The organism is Kluyvera sp. 142486, assembly GCF_046569695.1.
Taxonomy (GTDB): Bacteria; Pseudomonadota; Gammaproteobacteria; order Enterobacterales; family Enterobacteriaceae; genus Kluyvera.
This window is the reverse complement of the sequence record NZ_JBKHUI010000001.1, coordinates 117123-130155: the sequence shown is the minus strand read 5'-3', so window position 1 is coordinate 130155 and position 13033 is coordinate 117123. Positions and strand designations below refer to the sequence as shown.

The 13033-nt window shown below is 54.5% G+C and carries 14 protein-coding genes and 2 pseudogenes; 12 read left to right on the top strand and 4 right to left on the bottom strand.

Annotated features, from left to right (window positions below; all coding sequences use genetic code 11):
- Positions 1-297 precede the first annotated feature (297 nt).
- The 3 genes from ACLGE8_RS00680 (at position 298) to ACLGE8_RS00670 (ending at position 3495) form a co-directional block, all read left to right on the top strand.
- On the top strand, positions 298-1344 hold the full coding sequence (locus ACLGE8_RS00680; RefSeq protein ID WP_410995815.1) for an NAD(P)-dependent alcohol dehydrogenase: 1047 nt from the start codon (positions 298-300) through the stop codon (positions 1342-1344).
- Positions 1345-1506: 162 nt separating this feature from the next.
- Complete coding sequence (locus ACLGE8_RS00675; RefSeq protein ID WP_410995814.1) at positions 1507-2400, top strand: LysR substrate-binding domain-containing protein; 894 nt, start codon at positions 1507-1509, stop codon at positions 2398-2400.
- A 105-nt stretch (positions 2401-2505) separates the two neighbouring features.
- Positions 2506-3495 carry a zinc-dependent alcohol dehydrogenase family protein gene (locus ACLGE8_RS00670; protein ID WP_410995813.1) on the top strand — a complete coding sequence of 330 codons (990 nt, stop codon included), beginning with the start codon at positions 2506-2508 and terminating at the stop codon, positions 3493-3495.
- Between the two features lie 30 nt (positions 3496-3525).
- Here the strand turns inward: ACLGE8_RS00670 and ACLGE8_RS00665 are convergent, their stop codons facing one another.
- Positions 3526-4551, bottom strand: coding sequence for an SDR family oxidoreductase (locus ACLGE8_RS00665; RefSeq protein WP_410995812.1), 1026 nt, complete (start codon positions 4549-4551; stop codon positions 3526-3528).
- A 63-nt stretch (positions 4552-4614) separates the two neighbouring features.
- On the opposite strand from ACLGE8_RS00665, the gene ACLGE8_RS00660 reads away from it, so the two are divergent.
- Positions 4615-5583 (top strand): AraC family transcriptional regulator, encoded by a 969-nt coding sequence (locus ACLGE8_RS00660; RefSeq protein ID WP_410995811.1) that lies wholly within the window; start codon positions 4615-4617, stop codon positions 5581-5583.
- Here the strand turns inward: ACLGE8_RS00660 and ACLGE8_RS00655 are convergent.
- Complete coding sequence (locus tag ACLGE8_RS00655; protein ID WP_410995810.1) at positions 5564-6322, bottom strand: class I SAM-dependent methyltransferase; 759 nt, start codon at positions 6320-6322, stop codon at positions 5564-5566. The genes ACLGE8_RS00660 and ACLGE8_RS00655 overlap by 20 nt on opposite strands.
- A 102-nt stretch (positions 6323-6424) precedes the next feature.
- On the opposite strand from ACLGE8_RS00655, the gene ACLGE8_RS00650 reads away from it, so the two are divergent.
- Both ACLGE8_RS00650 and ACLGE8_RS00645 read left to right on the top strand, forming a co-directional pair.
- A complete protein-coding gene (locus ACLGE8_RS00650) occupies positions 6425-7210 on the top strand; it encodes a helix-turn-helix transcriptional regulator (RefSeq protein ID WP_410995809.1) in 786 nt (261 codons plus the stop codon).
- 212 nt (positions 7211-7422) lie between these two features.
- Positions 7423-7557: a thioesterase, FlK family gene (locus ACLGE8_RS00645; protein WP_410995808.1), complete on the top strand. Its 135-nt coding sequence runs from the start codon at positions 7423-7425 to the stop codon at positions 7555-7557.
- A gap of 46 nt (positions 7558-7603) precedes the next feature.
- Here the strand turns inward: ACLGE8_RS00645 and ACLGE8_RS00640 are convergent, their stop codons facing one another.
- Entirely contained in the window at positions 7604-8581 is a 978-nt protein-coding gene (locus ACLGE8_RS00640) for an NAD(P)H-dependent flavin oxidoreductase (RefSeq protein WP_410995807.1), read from the bottom strand.
- Between the two features lie 148 nt (positions 8582-8729).
- Between ACLGE8_RS00640 and ACLGE8_RS00635 the strand changes: the two genes are divergently transcribed.
- From ACLGE8_RS00635 to ACLGE8_RS00610, 6 genes and pseudogenes are all read left to right on the top strand, one after another.
- A complete protein-coding gene (locus tag ACLGE8_RS00635) occupies positions 8730-9623 on the top strand; it encodes a LysR family transcriptional regulator (protein ID WP_410996085.1) in 894 nt (297 codons plus the stop codon).
- Between the two features lie 84 nt (positions 9624-9707).
- Complete coding sequence (locus ACLGE8_RS00630) at positions 9708-9998, top strand: antibiotic biosynthesis monooxygenase family protein (RefSeq protein ID WP_410995806.1); 291 nt, start codon at positions 9708-9710, stop codon at positions 9996-9998.
- A pseudogene (locus ACLGE8_RS00625) lies at positions 9997-10381 on the top strand (resolvase); the annotation flags it as partial. The gene ACLGE8_RS00630 and the pseudogene ACLGE8_RS00625, both read left to right, overlap by 2 nt.
- A 55-nt stretch (positions 10382-10436) precedes the next feature.
- Positions 10437-10961, top strand: coding sequence for a PAAR domain-containing protein (locus tag ACLGE8_RS00620; protein WP_410995797.1), 525 nt, complete (start codon positions 10437-10439; stop codon positions 10959-10961).
- A gap of 2 nt (positions 10962-10963) precedes the next feature.
- A pseudogene (locus ACLGE8_RS00615) lies at positions 10964-11302 on the top strand (hypothetical protein); the annotation flags it as partial.
- A gap of 22 nt (positions 11303-11324) precedes the next feature.
- The gene (locus tag ACLGE8_RS00610) at positions 11325-12038 is read left to right on the top strand and encodes an ArsR/SmtB family transcription factor (protein WP_410996083.1); all 714 of its coding nucleotides are present in this window, start codon (positions 11325-11327) and stop codon (positions 12036-12038) included.
- A 40-nt stretch (positions 12039-12078) separates the two neighbouring features.
- Here ACLGE8_RS00610 and tam read toward each other — a convergent pair whose 3' ends face one another.
- Positions 12079-12837: a trans-aconitate 2-methyltransferase gene (tam, locus tag ACLGE8_RS00605; RefSeq protein WP_410996081.1), complete on the bottom strand. Its 759-nt coding sequence runs from the start codon at positions 12835-12837 to the stop codon at positions 12079-12081.
- Positions 12838-13033: the final 196 nt, after the last annotated feature.

Sequence of the window (13033 nt, the reverse complement as noted above, 5' to 3'; positions counted from 1 at the left end):
CCGTTGTCATTCACTCCAGACCCTTTAGCGGGCTGGCAGAAACTGCAGCGCGCAAGATTATAGAGCAACGGTTAGCGTGATGCTGGCAAATTGGGGGTAAGGGTATAAAAAATCGCACGATTACGTCTTTGGTTGCTCACAACCTCAGCAATTAACCCTTTGTGCGATGGGTGCAGCAGGCCGATATTCATGAACTAAGCTCATGACGGTATTGCACCAGCGGGCATAGTGTCAGCGAACAATGTGCTGTAGGTTGTACTCTGGCTGAAAGTTAAACACGAAATGTGAGGTAACGTCATGAAAGTGTTAGGTTATGCTGCGACAACCCCGTCGACACCGCTAGCGCCATTCACCTTTGAGCGCCGCGAGCCGCGCCCGGATGACGTGGTGATTGATATTCTCTATTGCGGCGTCTGCCACTCGGACCTGCACCAGGCGCGTAACGACTGGGGATTCAGCACCTATCCGATTGTCCCCGGCCATGAAATTGTCGGCCGGGTGCGCGCCGTCGGCAGCGGTGTGACCAAATTTAAGCAAGGCGATCTGGCGGCAATTGGCTGCATGGTCGACTCCTGTCGTGTTTGCCAACCGTGTCAGCATGGGCTGGAGCAATATTGTCAAGAGGGTAACGTCCAGACCTATAACGGCCAGGACCGTCACGACCATTCCACAACCTACGGCGGATATTCGCAGTCGATTGTCGCCAGTCAGGACTTCGTTCTGCACGTGCCGGAAAATATGGATCTGCAGGGCGCAGCGCCGCTGCTGTGCGCCGGTATCACCACCTGGTCGCCGCTGCGCCACTGGAAGGTTGACGCTAACAGTAAGGTAGCGGTCATCGGTTTAGGCGGGTTGGGGCATATGGCTATTAAACTCGCCAGCGCATTAGGTGCGGAAGTGACGCTGTTTACCCGCTCGCCGGGTAAAGAAGCCGATGCTCGCCGTCTGGGTGCTCATCATGTGGTGGTCTCTACCGACCCGGCGCAGATGGCCAACGTGCAAAATCAGTTCGATCTGATTATTGACACCGTGCCGTACGTTCATGAAGTGAATCCTTATCTGCCAACCCTGACGCTTGACGGCACGCTGGTCTTCGTTGGTCTACTGGGTGATATGCCGGAGTCAAGCACGCTGCCGCTATTGCTGGGTCGACGTTCTATTGCTGGTTCCTGTATTGGCGGTATTGCCGAAACGCAGGAAATGCTCGATTTCTGCGGTAAACATGGCATCACTGCCGATATAGAAATGATTGATATTCATAACATTAACGATGCGTTTGAACGTATGCTCAAAAGCGATGTGAAGTACCGTTTTGTTATCGATATGGCGACATTGACTGCATAACCACCGTGGTTCCCCCGGTGTCGCTGCGCTCGGCCGAACGCAGCGACGCCGGAAAACTTAATAACGCTCGTTACACTGTCACGCACCGTCGTAAATTTACCCATCCCGCCCATCGTCGTATAATCACCATTCATCTCTCGCCATCAACGGAACTCCTTAGCTATGCGCGCCAATATCACTGAATATATGGATATTTTTGTTCACGTGGTCGAATCGGGGAGTTTTATCCGTGCCGCAGAACAGCTACAGATGCACCGTCCCGCAGTGAGCAAGGCGCTTCAGCAACTGGAAGAGGAACTCGGCGTTAAGCTTCTACATCGCACCACGCGCAAACTTAGTCTGACCAGCGAGGGAGAGGCGTTTTATCAGCGGGCGAAAGTGCTGCTGGGTGAGATGGCTGATTTGATGGCGACGTATTCCTCAACACAATCAGTCAGCGGCAGCCTGCGTCTTGATTTCCCACTCACGCTGGCACATTCGATGCTCATTCCTGCACTTGGCGAGTTCAGGGAAAGATATCCGGACATCGAAATTATCCTTACCTCATCTGACCGCCGAATCGACCTGATTGCCGAAGGCATCGACTGCGTTGTGCGCTTAGGCGAGCTGGAAGATTCCAGCTTTATTGCTCGGCGCATAGGCGAGGTGGCAATGGTGACCTGTGCTGCGCCCAGCTATCTCACAAAGTACGGCGCGCCGCAAACGCTGGACGATCTTGCGCAGCATAAGGCAGTTAATTTCTTTAGCGACCGCAGCCGCGAAGTTATGACCTGGAAGTTTATCGTCAACGGTGAAATCATTGCTAAACGAGTAGACAGCGCGCTGCGAGTCGACAACTCTGATATTTTTCTCACCTCAGGGCTGGCGGGGTTAGGGCTCATCCAGGGAGTAGATTACGCGCTGCGTCCATATATTGAGTCAGGTGCGTTGGTTACCGTGTTGCCTGATTATGCCTGCGCGCCAAAAGCAGTCTCAGTGCTTTATCCTGATAAGCGTAATCTGGCCCCCCGTGTCAGAGTGTTTATTGATTGGTTCAGCGAACTATTCAGCCGCTGACCATTGGTAATTCTGCGGCAACACAGCCGTACTTTTCCGCGACTTTTTCCCCCTCGCCGCAAGACGTACAGTGGCCTCACTGAAATTCACGTTATGAGGTCTAAAATGGCAAAGCAAGTTACCTTTAACCGCATCGGCGGTCCGGAAGTTTTGGAAATAACTGAAGTCACGGTTGCCGCCCCGGCAGCTGGCGAAGTACAAATTCGCGTGAAAGCCATCGGTATTAACCGCGCAGAAGTGATGTATCGCACGGGACAGTATGTGATTGAACCGCAGTTCCCGGCAACACTTGGCTATGAAGCAGCCGGTATCGTCGAAGCCGTCGGGACTGGCGTGAGTGAATTTGCCATTGGCGATCGGGTGAGCGTGATTCCTTCCTTTATGTTTACCGAGTACGGCATGTACGGTGAATTGGTCAATGCCCCGGCGCATGCCGTCGTGAAACATCCTGAAAATCTGACCTTTGTGGAGGCTGCCGCCAGCTGGATGATGTTTATTACCGCCTACGGAGCCTTGGTTGAGTATGGCCATTTGCAGGCCGGGCAGTTTGCCGTGATGGGCGCGGCCTCCAGCAGCGTGGGAATTGCCGCTATTCAGATTGCCAATATGCTCGGCGCTCGCCCGATTGCGCTGTCGCGCACCAGCCGTAAAAACGAGTGGTTGCGTAACGCCGGGGCCGAAGCGGTCATTGCGACCACCGAACAGGATATCACCGCCGAGTTGAACACGCTAACGCAGGGCGCTGGCGTGAACCTGGTCTTTGACCCAGTAGGCGGGCCGGACGTGGCGAAGCTTGCCGCTGCAATGGCGATGAATGGTCTATTTTTCCAGTACGGCGCGCTGGATTCGCGAGATTTATCGATTCCAGTAATGGACATTCTCGGCAAACACTTGCAGTTTCGCGGCTACGAGTTGTTTGAAATCACCACGGATGCCGAAAAAATGGCGCGGGCGAAAGCCTTTGTTTACGACGGGCTGAAGTCCGGTCAACTGAAGCCGGTTATTGATAAAACCTTTGCGTTTGAGGAGATTGCCGAAGCCCATCGCTATATGGAAGCCAATGGGCAGGTCGGGAAAATAGTTGTGACACTGTAACTAATCACGCTGATGTAGGCCGGATAAGGCCTACACCAGATCAAGTGCGATAAGACTTTCAGCGGTGGCAACAATTGCCGCCTGCGGGTCGCGCGGTTTCCAGCCCAGCAGCGTTGTCGCTTTTTCATGGCTCACGTTCATATCAACCCCCAGCAGTTTCACCATGCCCAGCATCACCGGATTTTTCTGCGCTAGAGCGCGAACCATTTCATCGCTCATTGGCAGCGTCGATACCTTACTTGCCGCATCGCCCAGCGACTGTTTCAGCGTTTGCGCCACGTCGAGGATCGTCAGACTATGCCCGGCGCTGGCAAGAAAACGTTCGCCGTTGGCCGCAGGGTGCGTCATCGCCAACAGATGCAATTCGGCAACGTCGCGCACGTCCACGAAACAAGAGTTGATATTCGGGCAACCCGGTTCGCCCTCCAGCATATTTTTGATAATGCGGGTGGAGTGGGAATAGTCGGCACCCAATACCGGCCCCAGCACCGCAACCGGATTAATCGCCGACAGCTCCATCCCATTACCTTCGCGGGCTATAAACTCCCACGCAGCGCGTTCGGAGAGCGTTTTTGATTTCTGATACGGCCAGACATCACCGCTGACGTCGCTCCAGTCGTTTTCGGTAAACGGGCGAGGGTAATCGGTCGGATGGCCCACGCCGATAGCGCCAAACGCCGAGGTTAACACCACCCGCTGCACGCCTGCGTCACGAGCGGCACGCAAAACGCGCAGGTTGCCGTCGATGGCTGGTTTCACCCAATCGGCCTCTTTGGTCTGGCCGCCAGAAGGGGTTGGCGAGGCGCCGTGCATCACGAAGCGACAGCCTGCAACGGCATCATCCCAGCCATCGTCCGCGGTCAGATCCGCCACCACGAATGACAGGTCAGCGCCAGGCTCAACGCCGCCTTGCTGTAAATTGCGGCGCACTTCCTCTTCACGCTCTGCGGAGCGTACGGTGGTACGTACCAGATATCCGTTATTGAGCAGGGCAATAATGCAGTGTTGAGCGATAAAACCGGTGCCGCCGGTCACTAAAACGCGTGCTTTACTCATGATGCAATTCTCTTTATGCGATGGGCTTGAGACATAGAGTAAGCAGCCGCAGGCGTATTGTGAATGCTTGATAGTCCGTCTAAGTTGCGCGATAGTACGGAAATGAATATTGATCCGTTTTCAGACATCCTCAAACTGACGCACGCCGAATCGCTGGTAACCGGTGGCTTTACCGCCGGTGGCCGCTGGGCGCTGCGTTTTCCTGCCCCGGATAAAATCAAATTCTTCGCCATTCTTCGCGGTCAGTGCTGGGTATTGCTGGAAGGTGAGCCGCAGCCAATTCTTTTCTCCACCGGTGACGTTGGCCTGTTAAGCGCTAAGCGGGCATTCGTGCTGGCGAGCGATCCGGAGGTTGCACCGATTGATGCCATGAGCGTTTTCTTTGGGCCAGGTAAACCCCATGCGCCAATTGGTGAAGGCAATGACGTTGAACACATTGGCGGCCATGTGCTGCTGAACCCGACCAGCGGCAAGCTGCTAACGCACGTACTGCCGCCGTGGATTCACGTTCCGGCGGACTCACCGCAGGCCACCTCGTTTCGCTGGCTGTTGGATCAACTGGTGCAGGAACGTCTTCAGCATCAGCCCGGTTCACAGCTGGTTTCAACGCAGCTGGCGCAACTGCTCTTCGTGCAAATTTTACGCGCCCACCTGCAAAATAACGACGCGTTACCCGCCGGTTGGTTGCGTGTCCTGGGCGATCGACGTTTGAGTCCGGCGTTACAATTGATGCACGGCGACCCGGCGCGAGCCTGGCATCTCGATGAACTGGCCAAAGCCTGCGCGATGTCGCGCACGATATTTGCTCAGCACTTCCGGGAAACTGCCGGCATGACGCCAATTGCCTATCTGACCCAATGGCGCATGCGGCTGGCAGAACAGGCGCTAAGCGAAGCGGGTGAGCAGGTGGCGGAAGTGGCCCAATCGCTCGGCTACGCCTCGGTTAGCGCGTTTAGCAACGCCTTTAAGCGGGAAACCGGTTTGTCGCCAAAAGCATGGCGACAAACGGCCATTAACGCGCCTGGAACATAATCGTGTCGCTGACGAAACTGCCGTCGGCGGCGATCTCAAAGTGCGCGCGCACCTCGTCGGAGACTTTATCCTGCAGGTAGCGAATAGCGCTGACAATATTCTCCGGGGTTTTCATACGAGCCACCCAGGATGAAAACTCCAGATGCAGCGTATCGCCGACCAGTTTATCAATCATCATCCCGCGTCCATTGACCATTGCCAGCCACTCCCCCTGGGAGTAGTTGCGGATGTGCGACGGGTCGCGCAACATCTCAATAGTTTGCAGCCAGACATCGAGCATCGGTTTACCCGGTGAGGCTATATCCATCATGATAAAACGACCACCGGGCTTCAGAACGCGACGGATTTCCATCAGCGCAGCCTGAATATCGTGCCAGTGGTGTGCGGAGTAGCGGCTAATCACAATGTCGAAACTATTGTCAGCAAACGGCAGCACTTCCGCAGGGCCTTGCGTGCAACGGATGTTCGACAGCTGACGCTTTTTTGCCTCTTGCTCGACAACCGCCAGCATCCCTTCGGATAAATCATAGGCGGTTACCTGGGCAACCAGCGGGGCGGCGGTAAAGCTGGCGTGCCCGGCGCCGCAGCCAACGTCCAGCAGATGCGCCTGCGCGTCATCGCTCAACCATTCGGCCAGACGACGTAAATCTGCGCCTTGAGCGTGGACATTACTCTGTAAATAGGCGGCGGCCTGGCCGCTAAACTGTGACTTTACCAATGCTTCATGATGGTTGCTCATACCGGTCTTCCTCTGTTGTTATGTTCTTGTTAAAACGGACTATACGCCCGGATTAATACGGGTACAATATTGCCACTTATACTGGTATATCGAGTTACTACCATGGACAACACAGGACTGAAAGGGCCTGAGGCGCTAGGGGCATTTTTACGCGTCAAACGGGAAAATACCTCGCCGGAAATGCTGGGCATCCCGGTGTTATCGCGGCGTAGAACCAAAGGACTGCGCCGGGAAGAGGTGGCGCAGATGAGCGGGATCAGCACCACCTGGTACACCTGGCTTGAGCAGGGGCGCGACATCACCGTTTCAGCGCAAACCCTGTCAGGGATTGCCTTCGCGCTTCAGCTTAAACCGGCGGAACGGGAGTACCTGTTTCTGCTCGCCCACAAAAGTGACCCGCTGGTTGAGCAGGTTCCGGCGGTAGAGCAGACGATTTTGTCCGCCGTCAACGCGGTATCTGAACCTTGCTATCTGTTGGATCTCACCTGGCAGGTACTCTCCTGGAATCCCGGCGCTGAGACGCTTTTTGCCGGGTGGTTGGGCGTAGATCCAGAGCCGAACATGATGCGCTTTATGTTCCTGAACCCGCTGGCGCGTGCGTTGGTCGACAACTGGGAGGTCCGCGCGCGCCGTATCGTCGCCGAATTGCGTTCCGACGCGATTCACTATCCTAACGACGCCACGCTTAATGCCTTTGTGCAGCAGATCAGCGATAACAGCAGCGATTTTCGTGAATTCTGGTCACAACAACAGGTGATCGTGCGGGAAGGGGGCGAACGTATTTTCCACCATGCGACGCGAGGGGATTTGACCTATCGTCAGCTCAGTTGGCAATTAGCGAGCAATCGGGCGCTGAAAATGATCATGCTGGTTCCTGAGTCGCGGTGATTTGCATTTAAACTACGATGAAATCGGTCCTTACTGGCCGTCAGAGCGTCGGCTAGTAGATGAAGGTTACCGTACTCTAGCGTTTCCATTTACAGAGATCCCGGCGCAGGCGATGAGCATCAATCTGGCGTGGCCGCTGGAAGGATTGCTGGGGTATATCTCTACGTGGTCGGCGGTAAAAAGGGCGCAAGCGTCCGGAAAATCGGCGCTGCTTGACGCATGTCGAAGGGCGTTTTTTGCTGTTTCACGTCAGTTGTCATGACGGGCATGGGCTGATTGGCGAGGGTACGCATCAGCGGGCGATGATTGACCCGGTGCGGTTTATGCAGCGGTTGATGGCAAGATAGAACGATGTTGCGGCCAGGGATTAACCTGGCCGCACTCATCCTGTGCTTAGGCGGTGAGCTGCTCAACCACTTCGGCGACGCTTGCCACTTTACGAATACCGCCAATCCCGGTTCCTAAAGAGACATAGCCTTCATCAGTATTGCCTTCCAGCATCCCCACGCGAAGGCCGCGCAGGCCGCCCATGGTCGTGGCAAGTTCTTCTTTACTGGCACCGGCTTTGTCCATCTCGACCAGCGTGGTGGTCAGCGTTCCCGGCAGCGAACGGTAGTAGTCTGGTACGGTGCGGAACAGGCTCAGGTCCAGGCCGTTGGCGGCGACTATTTTATCCTTCAACGATGCTGGGACGCGGCTCTCCTCGGTGCTGATAAAGACCGAGCCGGCAAAAACGCCTTCTGCACCCAGCGCATGCGCCGCGCGAGCCGTACGTTTATCGACGATCCCTCCGGCCGCCAGCACCGGTACATTTTCCACCGCGTCGGCAATCAAAGGCACGATAGAAAACGTCCCCAGAATAGTGCCAGGCAAAGTACCACCTTCATCAAATCCCGTCGCCACGATAATGTCCGCGCCGGCACGTTCCGCCGCTCGGGTGTTTTCCGGGGTAGGGTTGATATCACGATAAATAATGGTAATGCCCGCCGCTTTTAGCTCGTCAAACAGCGCCGGAATAATCGTGCCATCGCCGTATCCGGTATAGACCACCGCTTTCACCGCTTCTTCTTTGATAACCGGCAGAATCGCAGGCGTCCAGATGTCGTTTTCCGCGGTTGGGATCAGGTTCACGCCAAACGGTTTGTCGGTCAGTTTTTTGGTTTTACGGATCTCTTCACGCATTTTCTCCGCTGTGGCTTCCGGGGTTGAAACAGCGGTTTCGGCGGTTAACCCAGCGTTGGGCCCTAGCACGCCAAGGCCTCCGGCATTGCTGACCGCCGCCACCAGGCGAGCATCGGTCAACCAGGAGAGCGGGCCCTGAATCACCGGTTTTTCAATGCCGAGAATTTCGCAGATACGGTTATTTTTCATGATCTTATTTCCTTGTTGCAGCGCGGATGTGCTGGAATGCGTGCAGTGTAGGCGTGTTTATTATTCTGAAAAATAGTGAAAATTGTGCATCACTATTATTAAATAGATAACAATCAATGCCTCATCCGGGATGTCTGTCGCCATGCAAATAAATCTGTTTGAAAACATTAAAATTTTTATTGAGATCGTCGATGCGGGTAGCTTCAGCCAGGCTGCCGAAAACCTGCAGATTCACCGTCCAGCGGTGACTAAAGCTGTTCAGCAGCTGGAAAAAGAGAGTGGGGTGCGGCTATTGCAGCGCACGACCCGGCGTATCTATCTGACGCCGGAAGGGGAAGAATTTTACCGTCGTAGTAAGCCACTGCTGGCACAGGCCGGCGATCTGCTGGAGTCATTTTCACCTGACCGTCCGCTGCACGGCCAGCTGCGTGTGGATATGCCTATCGCCTTCGCTCGCCTGGTAGTAGTGCCGAATTTGCCTTCCTTGTATGCCGCACATCCGAATCTTGAGCTTATTCTCAGCAGTTCCGACATGCGGCGGGACATGTTGCGCGATGGGCTAGACTGCGTATTGCGAATGGGTGACCTGGATGATGGTGATTATGTTGCGCGCTCCCTCGGCAATATCAAAATGACAACCTGCGCCAGCCCTGAATACCTTGCCCGCCACGGCACGCCGCAAACCCTGGACGACCTTCGGGTACACCACCAGGGCGTTAATTGGATCAACAGCAGCAGCCGGCAGGTGATGCCCTGGCGTTTTGAATCGGCGATGGGCGTGGAGGAGATCTCGCTACCGGGCAAGCTTATCCTCGATAATTCCGAGGTATACATTGCCGCCGGACTGGCGGGTTTAGGGTTATTACAGGGGATGAATTTCTTTTTGCAGCCCTATATCGACAGCGGCCAGTTGGTTGAAGTGTTGCCTCATTTCCCATGCCCGCGGAGACGATTATCGCTGATGTATCCGCACCGCCATTTGTCGCACAAGGTTCGCGTGTTTGCTGCGTGGGTGGATAGCCTGCTGGATGATTTACGCTAACGCGACATTCACATTTCGTTCCCCATCGAAGTATCAAGACGGCAGCACGCTATAGTGGGCTCATTCCACCGAAAGGAGACCACGATGATTGCCGTACTTTTTGAAGCTCATGCCGTTGCCGAAAGGCAAGCACGCTACCTTGAACTCGCCGCTGAACTTCGTCATGAACTCGAAAAAATCGAGGGATTTATCGACATTGAACGCTTTCAGAGCCTGAGCACCGAGGGCAAAATTCTATCGCTTTCCTGGTGGGAAAACGAAGATGCGGTTCTTGCCTGGAAACGCAACGTTCTGCATCAGGCTGCGCAGCGTGAAGGGCGGGAAACGATCTTTGCCAGCTACCGTATTCGGGTGGTTCAGGTAATTCGCGAGTAAGCAGATCGAGCAAAACGAGCTGCGGATTGTCAGCCTGGATGTGCCCACCTCATGGCAGGCGCTGTCAGATAAAGGCTGACCCAGTCACCCGCGCCGTGATGACCGCCATCAATAACATGCTTATCGACCTGATGGCCGCGATGTCGCATAAGGACTGGCTGAGCCGCCGCCAGCGACAGAAGCAGGGAATTGAGCGGGCACATACAATGCGTAAATACCGGGGAAAACAGGCCGATCAGGAACGGCATCAGAAAGTCCTGTACTACCGGCAGTTCAGGAAGCTGAGCATCCGTGAAACGGCAGATGCGACAGGGTACTGCCCCTCCCAGATATGCCGAATTCAGGCACTGTACCGGCAACCAGAAGCCGAAGATTTTGGTTAAGTTGTGATTATTGTATGATGCCGGTGAGTATAACCGCTTATATATTGAGGGATTAATGATGGCAAGAGCACTGGCCTGTCTTGGTGATAAAACGAGTTACGGAGACATCATTTCAGCGACTGCGTCCTGGTTTGAAGGAAGTAAAGCAATAGCCCGGACCGGCGACAAGGCATCATGCAGCAAATGTAACGGGTATTTTGAAATTCTGGCCTCCGCGCAGGACTGGGCAGAAGAAGGCAAAGCGTATGCGGCCACAGGTGACAGAGTGCTGTGCCGTTGCCCAGATCACTATGTGTACGGTTCAGCCACGCAGACTACCAGCACAGGCACCGGCTCTCTGACCTCCCGCAATACCCTTCAGTCGCCTGTCCCGGCGCAGCAGGCACAGGATTCCGGCGCCCGGAACTGTATTCGCTTTCAGTGCGCCGGTGACGATGGCCAGCTAATGGCTGGTTGCCGCTACACTCTGATATTCCCGGACGGACGTTCTGAAGCTGCTGTTACCGATGAACACGGGGTTACCGGATGGCATTATGCTGAATCCGCAGAAAATATTAACCTGCATATATTAATGGATTAATTATGGCTGTTTACCATCTCAGTACCCGTATTAACTCTAATGTTCCGGCTGATTCTTTGCTGTATGACCTGTGTATTTATCGCATGGACTCCAGCAGGCATAAATCCCCCCTGGTGGATGTGAAGCTACAGCCGTTTCTGAGCAATTATGAAACACAGAGTCACATGACCAGAAATACAAATGAGTCACTCTCGACCATTTATATTATGGAAATGAAGCTTTATCGAAAAACCATGTTGCATACGCACTGTGTAACGCCTGTTCCGTTCACTAAGATGTACACGCTGGAAGAATTTGCGTCAGGTAAAGCCTGGTCTCCGGTGAAACGTGAAAACCCCTGTTCGCTCACATCACCGGACAATGATGAATAAACCCCTCAGCCGTTCCTCGGCGCAGAATGACGCCGAGGTGCTTGAAACCGCCATGTCAGAAGTGGCCGCTGCGATTGCTGACCCTTCGCGGGTTAGTATGCTGTGTGCCCTGATGGATGGCAGAGCCTGGACCGCGACGGAATTGAGCGCGGTGGCCAACGTTGCGCCATCCACTGCCAGTGCGCATCTGGCAAAGTTAGTACAGGGGCGACTGATCGGCTGTTTGTCGCAGGGACGACACCGCTATTATCGACTGGCGGGCAGCGAGGTCGCTACGTTACTGGAGACGCTGATGGGCGTTTCCATGCGTGCACAGCCGACGATGAAAATCAGCACGCCGGTACATTTGCGTAAGGCGCGTACCTGTTACGATCACCTGGCCGGTGAGGTTGCCGTGAGTCTTTACGCCTTTATGCAGGAACAAGGTTGGTTTACCTCAGAGGGAACCGCGCTTTCACCCGTGGGACTTGCTGGCTTTCAACAGATTGGCGCGACGTTAAAAACCCAAACCCGGCGAAAAACCGCCTGCGCCTGTCTCGACTGGAGCGAACGTCGCCCGCATCTGGGCGGCAATGCCGGCGCCGCGCTGCTGACCGCTTTTGAATCTCATGGCTGGGTTGAGCGTATTGAAGGTTATCGGGAAGTCCGTTTTACCCGCGAGGGAAGAAGGGCGCTGGCGCGAATTTTTGCGGTTCACGATATTTAACCTGGATAGTGATACCGGAAACCCGGTATCACGTTTGCCTTCAGTTGGTTCGCTGCGCCACCATAAAGAGACGCGGGAAGGCCAGCAGTATTTTTCCGTCGGCTTGCTGCGGGTAAGACTCCTGCAGACGTTGGTGATAACGCGCGAGATACTGCTGCTTTTCTTGCTCATCCAGATCCTGTATCCACGGTCGCAGCCCGGTCGCGCTGACCCAATCAATAATCGCCTGATGTGAATCCATCTTGTGGTAATAGGTCGTACGCCAGATATCGGCTTCACAACCGGCATGACTGAGGATGTCGTAATAAGCATGCACGCTGGGTAGCGGGTCGCGTCCACGATTCGGATGCCCTTGTTCCTGAGCGACTTCACGCATCAATACGTGGGAAGGTTCATCCCAGTTATAAGGCATCTGAATAGCAAGAAATCCTTTATCTTTCAGCAGACTAACGAGGTATGGAAGCAACGTATCATGACCGGAAATCCACTGGAGCGAAGCGTTGGCATAAATCAGATCGGGGGGCGTTTGCGGCTGGAAATGGCGGATATCGTCTTCAATAAAATGACAGCCTGGCAATAGCTTTCGTGCCTCCTCAAGCATCGATGGCGACGAATCAATCCCGGTGATGTTGGCGTTTGGCCAGCGGTGATGTAATAACGCAGTGCTGTTGCCTGGTCCACAGCCAAGATCGATTGCGGAAACAACATCATTCAGTTGAACGCGAGCCAGCAGTTCAGCAGCAGGTCTTGAGCGTTCTGCGCCAAACTGTAGATACAGCGTTGGGTTCCAGTCAGACATCATCAATTTCCTTAGCGGCGTTGTAGGGCTTGGTGTTTCTGGGATATGTTCTTAACGTGTTAATAAGGAAATATCCCATGAAAATACGCTTTCCGTCCAGGTTAGTTTCTGGTGATACCATCGCGATCACCGCGCCATCGTCCGGTGTGCCCGCACATCTGCATCCACGGTTAGATCTTACCATTGCTGCAATCCG